Source organism: Vibrio sp. 10N.239.312.D08 (genome assembly GCF_041466145.1).
In the GTDB taxonomy this organism is placed as follows: domain Bacteria; phylum Pseudomonadota; class Gammaproteobacteria; order Enterobacterales; family Vibrionaceae; genus Vibrio; species Vibrio crassostreae_C.
Genome location: NZ_JBFSSD010000008.1, coordinates 138,296 through 150,237 on the forward strand (window position 1 = coordinate 138,296; position 11,942 = coordinate 150,237).

General features: G+C 38.6%; 7 protein-coding genes and 3 pseudogenes. 5 read left to right on the forward strand and 5 right to left on the reverse strand.

The window, feature by feature from the left end; translation table 11 throughout:
• Positions 1-318: 318 nt before the first annotated feature.
• The gene (locus AB6D58_RS06710; RefSeq protein WP_016800220.1) at positions 319-699 is read right to left on the reverse strand and encodes a hypothetical protein; all 381 of its coding nucleotides are present in this window, start codon (positions 697-699) and stop codon (positions 319-321) included.
• 133 nt (positions 700-832) lie between these two features.
• On the opposite strand from AB6D58_RS06710, the gene AB6D58_RS06715 reads away from it, so the two are divergent.
• A complete protein-coding gene (locus AB6D58_RS06715; protein ID WP_029203706.1) occupies positions 833-1,870 on the forward strand; it encodes a tyrosine-type recombinase/integrase in 1,038 nt (345 codons plus the stop codon).
• A 110-nt stretch (positions 1,871-1,980) separates the two neighbouring features.
• Here the strand turns inward: AB6D58_RS06715 and AB6D58_RS06720 are convergent.
• From AB6D58_RS06720 to AB6D58_RS06730, 3 genes and pseudogenes are all read right to left on the reverse strand, one after another.
• Positions 1,981-2,115 (reverse strand): annotated as a pseudogene (locus AB6D58_RS06720) (L-threonine 3-dehydrogenase); the annotation flags it as partial.
• A gap of 123 nt (positions 2,116-2,238) precedes the next feature.
• Positions 2,239-3,270, reverse strand: a complete 1,032-nt coding sequence (tdh, locus tag AB6D58_RS06725) for an L-threonine 3-dehydrogenase (protein WP_017059546.1) — start codon at positions 3,268-3,270, stop codon at positions 2,239-2,241.
• Between the two features lie 110 nt (positions 3,271-3,380).
• A complete protein-coding gene (locus tag AB6D58_RS06730) occupies positions 3,381-4,574 on the reverse strand; it encodes a glycine C-acetyltransferase (protein WP_017064793.1) in 1,194 nt (397 codons plus the stop codon).
• Positions 4,575-4,961: 387 nt separating this feature from the next.
• Here AB6D58_RS06730 and AB6D58_RS06735 point away from each other — a divergent pair, with 387 nt between their 5' ends.
• Both AB6D58_RS06735 and AB6D58_RS06740 read left to right on the forward strand, forming a co-directional pair.
• On the forward strand, positions 4,962-8,189 hold the full coding sequence (locus tag AB6D58_RS06735; RefSeq protein WP_136977999.1) for a response regulator: 3,228 nt from the start codon (positions 4,962-4,964) through the stop codon (positions 8,187-8,189).
• The gene (locus tag AB6D58_RS06740) at positions 8,189-9,370 is read left to right on the forward strand and encodes an EAL domain-containing protein (RefSeq protein ID WP_372135942.1); all 1,182 of its coding nucleotides are present in this window, start codon (positions 8,189-8,191) and stop codon (positions 9,368-9,370) included. Before AB6D58_RS06735 ends, AB6D58_RS06740 begins: the two co-directional genes overlap by 1 nt.
• 10 nt (positions 9,371-9,380) lie before the next feature.
• Here AB6D58_RS06740 and AB6D58_RS06745 read toward each other — a convergent pair whose 3' ends face one another.
• Entirely contained in the window at positions 9,381-11,087 is a 1,707-nt protein-coding gene (locus AB6D58_RS06745; protein ID WP_017059542.1) for a response regulator, read from the reverse strand.
• A 281-nt stretch (positions 11,088-11,368) separates the two neighbouring features.
• On the opposite strand from AB6D58_RS06745, the pseudogene AB6D58_RS06750 reads away from it, so the two are divergent.
• Positions 11,369-11,724, forward strand: a pseudogene (locus tag AB6D58_RS06750) (EAL domain-containing protein); the annotation flags it as partial.
• Between the two features lie 79 nt (positions 11,725-11,803).
• Positions 11,804-11,942: pseudogene (locus AB6D58_RS06755) on the forward strand (IS5/IS1182 family transposase); the annotation flags it as partial.

An 11,942-nucleotide genomic window follows, 5' to 3' on the forward strand; every position in this document is an offset into this window, starting at 1 on the left:
TAAACTACATGTTTTATTAAAGGCTCCTTATGGAGCCTTTTTTATATCAAACAGATGGTTAGTTAAAAAGTTTTTGAATCGTTGATAGTTAGGTCGAATTTACCCCCGTGATACAACACGGGGATTAACGACGAACAGCATTCGAAGAATGGATAACTTCTAGTAGGGCAAAACCCCATTAACAGGATGTGAATGAGTAAAAGGTCTATCTAATAATGGGGCAAAAATGAGCTAGCCACCTGCTAATTTAGAAGATCGAGCCGACAATACGGACTGTAAGTTTCTGGCCTAACTGATTTATAAATTATCACCTCTACATTAAAACAACCCAAACACATTATTTTTCCCATCTTGTTCAAGGCATTTGATCTGATGGTGCTTTGGTTCTCCACCAAACAATAAAATATACAACTTCCGGTCTTGATACGTCCCCACTACATAGTGGTCTTTTTGTATCACGTACTCGATAGTTTCGGCTTCTTCATCAGTACACAGATATTTAATATCGACCAGCTTCACCCACTTCAAACCGATCACGTTTTCAGCTTCTATAAACCCACCAAATGGTGCCGTAAAGCGATTACCTAGTTTCAAAACCGCATCAATCACCCCTTGGTTCTTCTTACTTACTCCAATTGGACCATCACTGTTGATTTTGAAATGACTGTAGCCAGCAGTCACATGAATTGATTGATACACAGCAATAACCTATTAGCTTTCTTAGCACTTTGAGATAGGAGCCTAACCTGTGCTTTTTGTCCGATATAAAACATTGTTCTACGTTTCAGCTCTAATTATGCTGTTTTTACATACAGTGATTTTAGGCTTTATTATGTCTATCCGCAATTTAAAAGATGGTTCTACCAAACCTTGGCTCTGCGAATGTTACCCGAATGGGCGAACGGGGAAACGTGTTCGTAAAAAGTTTACGACTAAGGGAGAAGCAAAGGCTTTTGAGCTTCACACGATGAAGGAGATTGACGATAAGCCATGGATGGGAAGTAAAACCGATCACCGTAGAATGAGCGAACTGTTAGACACTTGGTGGACCATACACGGTCATACGTTGAAATCGGGTAAACAAGCTCGGGAGCTAATAGCCAAGACAATTGAAGAATTAGGGAATCCAATTGCCTCCCACCTTAAAGAACGAGACTACTTAGACTATCGTGCAGCGCGAATACCCTACCGTGGCAAAAATAAATCTATTAAGATTTCACCAACAACACATAACACGGAATTGATTTATCTAAAGGGAATGTTCAAGAAACTGATTAAGTACAATCAATGGAAATACCCCAATCCACTTGAAGCTATCGAAACAATCAAAACAAGTGAGAAGAACCTAGCATATCTAACCAAGCCACAAATTGAAGAGTTCTTAGTTAACCTGAAAAATTTCAACCGAGTCATTACAGTCTCGATTCCGCAGCTCATTGTAATTTCTAAGATTTGCTTAGCCACCGGTGCCCGTATAAGTGAAGCTCTAACTCTTACCCGTTCACAGGTAGCTGAATTTAAACTGACTTACACCGAGACAAAAGGTAAGAGGAATCGAAGTGTGCCCATCTCACCAGCTTTATATCAAGAGATCTTAGATATCGCCGTGAGCGACCATGAAATTTTTAACACGAGTTACAAGGACGCCTGGCGCTACATTAAAAAAGCTTTACCAGAGCACGTTCCGAGTGGGCAAGCGACGCATGTTCTACGGCATACCTTTGCTTCGCATTTTATGATGAACAAAGGGGATATCTTGGTGTTACAGCGTATTCTTGGGCATACTAAGATTGAGCAGACAATGGCGTATTCTCATTTTGCTCCAGAACATTTGATACAAGCTGTACACCTCAATCCATTAGAGAATTAATGGCGACAAAGTGGCGGCAGACACTGTAATCGACCGTTATTTAGCGGTTTTATTCGTAAAAAAGGCGACATTTTCACTGTCGCCTTTTGCTATTTAGAGCCTATTTTTTTCTATTCCCAATCAAGGATAACCTTGCCAGAAAGCCCACTACGCATAGCATCGAAGCCAGTTTGGAAATCATCAATTTTAAAGTGATGAGTAATGATTGGTGATAGGTCTAACCCTGATTGAATCAAACTTGCCACTATATGAAAAAACAAAAATAACCACTAAATATCAATAGTTTAAATTAATTATCAATTAAGAATGGCGACAAAAAAGGCAACAGTTTTACCTGTTGCCTTCTGATATTCAAAACCGGTAGTATCCTACTCCCAGTCTAAAATTACCTTACCAGACATACCAGATCGCATCATGTCGAAGCCTTTCTGGAAGTCGTCCACTTTGTAGTGGTGAGTAATAATTGGTGTTAGATCTAGGCCAGATTGAATCAAAGAAGCCATCTTGTACCAAGTTTCGAACATCTCACGACCGTAGATACCTTTGATAACCAAGCCTTTAAAGATGACTTGGTTCCAGTCTACTGCCATGTCTGATGGTGGAATACCTAGTAGAGAGATCTTACCGCCGTGGTTCATGTTAGTCAGCATGCTGTTGAACGCAGATGGGTTACCAGACATTTCTAGGCCTACATCGAAGCCTTCAGTCATGCCAAGATCAGACATTACGTCTTCAAGCTTCTCTTCCATCACGTTTACTGCGCGAGTCACACCCATTTTCTTAGCAAGATCTAGGCGGTACTCGTTTACATCAGTGATTACAACGTGACGAGCACCAACGTGCTTAGCAACAGCTGCAGCCATGATACCGATTGGGCCAGCACCAGTAATTAGCACGTCTTCGCCAACTAGGTCGAAAGAAAGTGCTGTGTGTACTGCGTTACCAAACGGGTCAAAGATTGAAGCTAGATCGTCAGAGATTTCTGCAGGGATCTTAAATGCGTTGAACGCAGGAATCACAAGGAACTCAGAGAACGCACCAGTGCGGTTAACACCAACACCTGTTGTGTTACGACAAAGGTGAGTACGGCCGCCACGACAGTTACGACAGTGACCACATGTGATGTGACCTTCGCCAGATACACGGTCGCCGATTTCAAAACCACGAACTTCTTGGCCAATGCCAACAACTTCACCCACGTATTCGTGACCTACTACCATAGGTACTGGGATTGTGTTTTGTGACCACTCATCCCAGTTGTAGATATGTACGTCAGTACCACAAATTGCGGTTTTCTTAATACGAATAAGAAGATCATTATGACCCATTTCAGGTTTTTCAACCTCGGTCATCCAAATGCCTTCTTCAGGCTTTAGCTTAGAAAGTGCTTTAATTTTCATAATGTTACCTAGTTCATCTCGCCTAACTGTAAGGCGAGAATCAAAAATCTATATATTCTACTGGGTGTTGCTCTATCTAATTAAAGGATGCTCGTGGCACCCCTTTAAAATTAGATGATACCCATGTCTTTACCAACTTGGATGAACGCATCGATTGCGCGGTCTAGTTGCTCACGAGAGTGTGCAGCAGACATTTGCGTACGGATACGAGCTTGACCTTTTGGTACTACAGGGAAAGAGAAACCTACAACGTAGATGCCTTTCTCTAGTGCGCGCTCAGCGAACTCAGCCGCTACTTTTGCATCACCAAGCATGATTGGGATGATTGCGTGGTCTGCACCGCCCATAGTGAAGCCAGCTTCTTCCATGCGAGTACGGAAGTGAGCAGAGTTTTCCCATAGTTGAGTACGTAGGTCGCCAGATTCCGCAAGAAGATCTAGAACGCGGATAGACGCAGATACGATTGCAGGAGCAACAGAGTTAGAGAATAGGTATGGACGAGAACGCTGACGTAGCCAGTCGATCACTTCTTTCTTACCAGAAGTGTAACCGCCTGAAGCGCCACCCATTGCTTTACCAAGAGTACCAGTGATGATATCGATACGGTCTACAACGTTGTGGAACTCGTGAGTACCCGCTCCGTTTTCGCCCATGAAGCCCACTGCGTGAGAGTCATCAACCATTACTAGTGCATCGTACTTGTCTGCAAGGTCACAGATAGCAGGAAGGTTAGCCACTACGCCGTCCATTGAGAACACACCGTCAGTTACGATTAGTGTGTGACGAGCGCCAGCTTCTTTAGCAGCGATAAGTTGCTGCTCTAGCTCTTCCATGTTGTTGTTCGAGTAACGGAAACGCATTGCTTTACACAGACGAACGCCATCGATGATAGATGCGTGGTTTAGTGCGTCAGAGATGATTGCGTCTTCTTTACCTAGAATTGTTTCGAACAAACCAGCGTTTGCATCAAAACAAGATGTGTAAAGGATAGTGTCTTCTTTACCTAGGAACGTAGAAAGCTTTTGCTCTAGTTCTTTGTGAGAATCTTGAGTACCACAGATGAAACGTACTGAAGCCATACCAAAACCGTGCTGATCCATACCATCTTTAGCTGCTTCGATAAGAGCTGGGTGGTTAGCAAGACCTAAGTAGTTGTTTGCACAGAAGTTTAGTACTTCTTCACCAGTCGAGATAGAAACCGCTGCTTTTTGTGCAGAAGTAATAATGCGCTCAGACTTGTAAAGACCTTCTTCTTTAACTTCTTCGATTTGAGTTTGAATCTGTTGGTAAAATGCAGAAGACATTGTCTATTCCTTCCTAATTATTATTCAGCAGCATCGCGCCGCATTATGTAGGGGATGTAAACGATTTCAATTCGATCATTTACACTGTAAAACTTATACCCCTATTCTAGTTGAACATCCCCTTCTCGATTATCCCTTTAGTTGGAAAAACATTAATGAATCATAGGCACGAATAGTAACTCGAAGCGACACGATTATTTACTAAGCAACTTGAGAACCTTACTCTAGCCACACCGAAGCACATGATTTTTTTGGCCAGCCAACAAAGTAAATTTTCGCCAAAAACCACTTCCTTATATGGAATCTGCCGTTAAACTATTGTAATTCACATGATAGTTATCAGCGCTCTCACAACGTCGTAAATTTCTAATATTAGTCCGAGTATGTATGCCAAAAATGATCCCAAACTTTGATCAATTATCTAAGATTGAGAAAAAGGAGAGTCGTATTAAGCTAATCATGATTAGCTTTCTTTTAGTTTTTACCCTCCTCGTTACCACAGCAATTGGTACTTGGGTAGGAACAAATAAGGTTTTTGAGGTACTTAAACGTATTCATACTACTGGAGAGTTGATATTTTCTTTGGATAGGGCTCGTCTTAACACGTTAGGCTATGTAAGAGATAATAGTGAAAAATATTTAAATGAAGCCTTAAGCTATATTGAAAAGGCCAAGGATCTGACATTAGATTTAAATGATCACAATGAAGAAAGAATTCTCGTTCTTATCAGTAAATATAGAGAGAGCTTTTTAGAGTATGTTGCGATAGATAAAGAAAGAAAAGCAATAATAGCCGAGTACGCAGCACGCTCTAATTTGGTAAATAATAATATAAAGATGGTTCTGAACTTCAACTATACTTATAGAAACCCTCACACAATTGAACTTATAAACAGTTTGATAAGTGATAAAACTGCTATAAACAAAAAAATAGTCAACTCTCTTACTCTTGGAAGAAGACTAGACACTCAGCAATTAAATGAAGCTATTGGTATTCTTAAAAACATAAAATCCAATTTAGAAGAGCTAATACCTCTTATAAAAAACAAAGATAAATCATATTATCTATCAAAATTATCAGAAGACACTGATTTCTACATTGATATATTTACTAAATTAAACAAGAATAACTATGCATTGATTAAAAATTCTAAAGAAGCTACTCCATCCGTTTTAGAAGCCGAAGCAATCATACTTTCTATTCGTGACGAAAGAATTAATAGTGTGAGTGATTTAAAGCTGACCTCTTATCTCATTACGCTACTAACGTTGTTGTTTTTCATTGGTATGGTTATGTTAGCGTACTTGATTTACCATTCATTAAAGAGTTTAGTAAGGCTTACACACGAGGCAACAATTGCTAGAGATGAGGCTATATCATCTACAAAAATAAAGTCTCAATTCCTTGCTAATATGAGCCATGAAATCCGAACGCCTTTAAATGCAATAATTGGTATGAGTCAATTAGCAACGAATACTGACATCGATATCGATAAAAATAAATATATAAAAAATGTTAATAACGCCTCTAGATCTCTATTGAAGATAGTCAACGATATTTTAGATACATCAAAAATTGAATCAGGTTCATTTAATATAAAAAATAAAATATTTTCGCTGCCTTCATTGATTGACGAATTCTACGAGATGATGTTTATCATTGCGAATGAGAAGGGTTTAAATTTAAAACTAAGTTATAGTAATGACATTCCAAATTATGTCTTAGGTGACTCATTAAGATTAAACCAAATTCTATTAAACATAGTAGGCAATGCGATCAAATTTACTGAAAAAGGTGAGATCAACTTATTAATTTCATGTGATAATGTAAACAAAAATAAAACAAAACTCAGTTTTGAAATTATAGATACAGGAATCGGAATATCAGGTGAAGATATAGATAAGCTATTCAAACCTTTTATCCAGGTAGACGAATCTACGAGTCGTATGTATGGAGGCACTGGTCTCGGTTTAATTATCAGTAAACAACTTGTTGAACTCATGGGAGGTCGCTTAACAGTTAAAAGCGATCAAGGTAAAGGTAGTCAATTCTCATTTGAGATCATCCTTGATATTGCTCCAGAGATACTCGATAACCAAGAAAATCAAGCTGATGTTCCGAAGTTGAATTTAAAACCTTTAAAAAACAAGCATATATTATTAGTGGAAGACAACTTTATTAACCAAGAGCTCGTAAAAGCTCTACTTAAAGGTGTCACCCGCTTGGATGTTTGCTCCGATGGTGAGAAAGCTATACATCAACTGAGTCAACAAAAATACGATGGTATTCTCATGGACTGCCAACTCCCCCAGATAGATGGCTATCAAGCAACTCAAATGATTCGTCAGGAATTAGGACTTTCTTTACCGATTATCGCTATGACTGCGAACATTATGTCTGCAGATATTGATAAAGCAATAGAGTCAGGTATGAATGACATCATAGGAAAACCTATCGACACCCAAGACATGTATAGAAAAATGCTAAAATGGTTCACAAACCAGATTGTAGAAACTAACGACGCTGGTGAGGTGGTTGCTGACAAACCTGTCGCTCCAATCCCGAACTGGCTAAGCAAAGTTTCCACTATTGATTTAGAAGCTGGCCTAAAAATCGCGGCCGGGAACACAGCACTGTACCTCAAGCTATTAAGCGCCTTCATAGAACAATACCGTGGTACTAGTATTGAAGCCAATGAACACCAAAAAGTACATCAATTAAAAGGAACAGCAGGCAACCTAGGTGCTACAACACTCTACCAAGCATGTGTTTCTCATGAAGAAAAGTTAGAACAAGAGTCATTGATTGAATTGAACTTAAAACTAAATCAACTTATTTCAGATCTGATGCCATTAAATGATAATCAAAAATCCCCTTCAACTCAGCTCTCAGAGGAAAAAATGATGGAGACACTAATTGGGCACGTATTAATTGTTGAAGATGACCTGATTAATCAATGCTTATTAAAGAATCAATTAAAAGACCTAGGGCTTTCTAGCGACGTTTCAAATGATGGACAGCACGCGTTAACACAACTAAAAGAGCGCAAAGGTGCGTACGATCTAATCCTCACAGATATTCACATGCCAAATCTCGATGGCCACAGTTTAGCAAGAGAAGTTAAAACAAACATCGGGCTGTATGGCTACGCGAATATTGTTGGATGTACTGGAGAATCCAACTACACCTTAGAGAATTTTGAGTACTTTGACGCATTAATCTCAAAACCGATCGATTCAAAGGCAATCTATGACAACATATCTAAGTTTCTAGTGAAATCCGAACCTCTCTCAACGTCAGAGCCTGAGAGTGAAATCGAGAGCAATTTCTCGGATTACAGTAATGAAAATAAACGAGATATTTATAGTGTCATTATTCAATCAATGTCATTAGACATTGAAAGCTTGGACAAAAGTGATGTAGATCTGAGGGCGCTGGCTCATAAAATAAAAGGCACGGCGAACATGTTAGGTCTAACTGAGATTGCAACTCTAGCTCAAGAGCTACAAAACGAGCTCGATCCTCAAAAAATTGTAAGCCAAAAGTGTATGCTGACCAAGAAAATGAACGAAATCGTTGAAGAAGTAAAAGATCTACTCGAGGGCATCGAATAATGCAGCATAACTTGAAAGTAATGATCGTTGAAGATGACCTTATTCAGAGCACTCGATTAAAGATCGAACTTAGTCTGTTAGGCGTTGAACATGTATATGTTGCTCAAGACGGCATAGAAGCGCTAGCTCTCATGAAAAACAGTAGTATCGACTTGGCATTCTGTGACATTAACATGCCTAATATGGACGGTATCAAGTTATTACTTGAAATATCTGAAATCACCAAAGAGTTAGGTGTTGTGATTGTTAGCTCTGCGGAAGATGATATTTGCGATTTAACATTAAATATCAGCTCACTTTTGGAGTTCAACTACTCGTCCCTCCTAAAAAAGAAAGATCTAAAGTCTAACTTAGCAAATGAACTACTTAAGTTCACACAAAGTGTTGAACAAACATGGCAAAACCAACCACCTGATAGCCTGTCGGCACATGATCTACATGACGCTTTTCAAAACAGTCAGGTTATCAATTATTACCAACCAAAAGTTCGCTTTGATAATCAGCAGCTTGTTTCAGTAGAAGCACTAGCACGCGTTAAACATCCGACACTGGGAATTCTCAGCCCTATTTCATTTATGGACACTATCGAAGAATGCAACATGATGGATCAACTATTCTTTGTCGTCCTTAATCGAGCACTTTGTGATATTTCGACTTGCCCTTTCGATATTTCTGTATCGGTCAACATGACGCAAGAAAACCTTGCAATACCAAATATCTGCGACAAAATCATTGAAGCATGCAAAGCGTTCAATTTTCCGCATGAGTACTTAACTTTGGAATTAACTGAGTCTCAAGCTTATCGTAACCGACCTGTTGCACTTTCAACGCTAGCTCGGCTAAGAGTACATGGTTTCAAATTATCGATTGATGATTTTGGAACAGGGTATGCCTCATTAGATAAACTTCTCAAGCTTCCTTTTACAGAAATGAAAATTGATAGAAGCTTTGTTTCTGATCTAGCAACAAACCCTAAGCATCAAGTTCTAGTAAAAATGTTACGCCAGGTAGCAGACACCATGGGTATGAATACTGTTGTTGAAGGTGTCGAAAACAGTGCTACTTGGCATATTTTACGTCAACAGGGCTTTAGCCTATGCCAAGGCTATTTTACTGGTGCGCCTATCCCATTAAACGAACTTCCTAACCACTTCAAAGTAGACGGTACTCGTCATAAATAACCGCCACAACTTAAGAAAATTTTGCAACTCTACTTTCAGCTAAAGCAATGTTATCTAATATCCCAAGTTGCTTTAGCTCTATTGGTTTATAAAGTTCTTTACAGACTTTAAAACAGCTTTTCAACAGAGCTTTTACGTCCCGTGCAGAATAATTAGAAGGCCAACCTGAAGACAACAACTGAATAAGTTGCATATTGACTTCTCGAATGTAAATATTTCTCGAACGAATGTCCACTAGCTCGTCTAATGCGTCGATAATTTGATTAGAGCCTTGATATATACTCGCATTCTCAAGCTTTTCATTGACCACATCAGTCTGAGTTGCATGATTACTTGTCAAAGATTTCATCAACTCTACTTGAGATTTAAGTAACATTGGACTCAACTGGCTTTCATTCATATCCGCTCTTATGGAATGTACATACTCCTTAAATTCTTTATTAAAGGAAAGCAAACTCAAGAGATATAAGAAATGATACTTATTATAAAACCCTTCCACTAAGTTACACGAGTAAATATGCTTTAATATAGAAATCGCTTCCCTAAGCTTCCCCTCAACAATAGAGAAATGGCACATCAAAAGCTCTTGTTCAATATCATAATTTACAACTTTATCTTGCATATCATCACTTCGGTTGTATTTTTTTTCCTTTAATAAGGATATTTGCCTAAACTCATTTAAAGCTTCAATTTTTAATTTTTTTGGATCTTCTTCAACTTCTTCTTCGTTAACTAATGAACGATTTTGCTGAATCGAGTCATGGATAAAAAGAATGCATCGAATATAATTATAACGAGCTTCTAAACTATCGCGATACGTGTCGATGTTAAGTTCGTAATACATCATAAACCTGGCAGCAGCACTTCTATAGTCCCCCTGAGATACACATAAGTTTGCAATAACCAACTCACGTTCAGGGTTACCAGGGGTCAACTCAGAAATAATAGTAAACTGCTTTATTGCTTTAGGTATATCACCATTATAAATGTCATATTTTGCATTTAGCGTCATCGCTTGCGTCGAATTCGGTACCTTTGCTAGCATTTTTTCAACAATAGATTGTGCTCTAGCAAACTCACCTAGCTCTATTAAGCTATCAGCTAAGCCAGCATTTGCCCACTCAACGTCTTTTTCAACAATAATTGAGTCATATAGCTCTTTCGCTTCATTAAACATATTTAACAATGCGTAGAACTCTCCTCTAAACTTTTGAATTAGAAAATGGTATTGAGGGTGTTCAAACTCCAGTTCATCACATAAATTAAGACCGCGAGTATAATCTTTCTGATTTTTTGCTTGGTAAAGCTGATATAAAGCAGATTTTCTTGCTAGAGACCTTCGGATCTTATTAGTAAAATAAGCTGAATTAAAAGGCTTTAAAATATATTCATCAGGAGAGAGCTCAATAATAGAACGAACAATTTTTGATAATGATTCGCCAGTTATCACTATAAAACTACTTTTTGGTTTTATTAAACTGTAGTGTTGAAGCTCTTCAAAGACTTGTTTGCCATTGAGGCGTGTATAAAAATTATAATCGCAAATAATCAGGTCAAAACCCATTTTTTTACAGTGCCAGATAGCAGCTTTAGGATCTTTTGCATGATAAATATTCTTATCATTCAAACCTAAGCTAATCAGCATTCTTCGAATACTCGACAAGATCACTGGGGAGTCGTCAACTATTAAAGCTAATATGTCACTGTAATTTTTCATAAATGGGTTGCTCTCCTATAACCGGGCAAGTGTAACATGACCAACTTTGTAAATAATCCCTCCAGTTACAAAAAAATGTGATGCCAGTCATTCTTGACTTAAGATCACACTTTTCACACCAGTAATATCCAGCTAATTGATATGAAGAAGAATAACAAAAAATATGTTACTCACCCTGAATTCATATCAAATCTCAATTTTTCATCTCAAAACGATATAGTGATGAATGCCCGCTTCTCTCAGAATGCGCACCAGCAACGCCGCTATACAAATGAAACACGATGAGAAGAGAAACCAAACAAGTGAACCTATCAGACCACATCATTCAAGAAGCCTTCGAAAACGACTGGCACACCTGCTTTTATCAGCCAAAGGTTGAACCTAGTATCGAGAAAGTGACTGGTGTTGAAGCGCTGTTTCGTTTAGATATTCCAGAAGAAGGGATTTTCTCTCCAGGTGTGTTTATTGATCGTGCATTTGATTGGGTTATGAAGAAGAGATTTTCTTTAGTGTTCTTGAGCAATCACTGACAGAGGTAAAATCTCTCTCATCTCACTTGAACTTGGCAGTTAATATCAGCAAGAAGGTGTTGGCTAACCCTGATAACGTGGAAAAGGTTCGCGAATTACTTTGGAATGGCTTTGTTGCGTAATTCAATGGAACTAAATCAAGAACCTACGATCTGATCAGCTACCACCACTCTCTCTCGTAGCCTTATGCCTAAACCTCGTTACAAAACAACCAACTGGAAGCAATACAACCAATCACTCATTAACCGTGGTTCTTTGACCTTCTGGATTGATGAAGAAGCAATAAGTGGGTGGGCGCAAAGCAAACAGAATAAGCGCGGGAGGC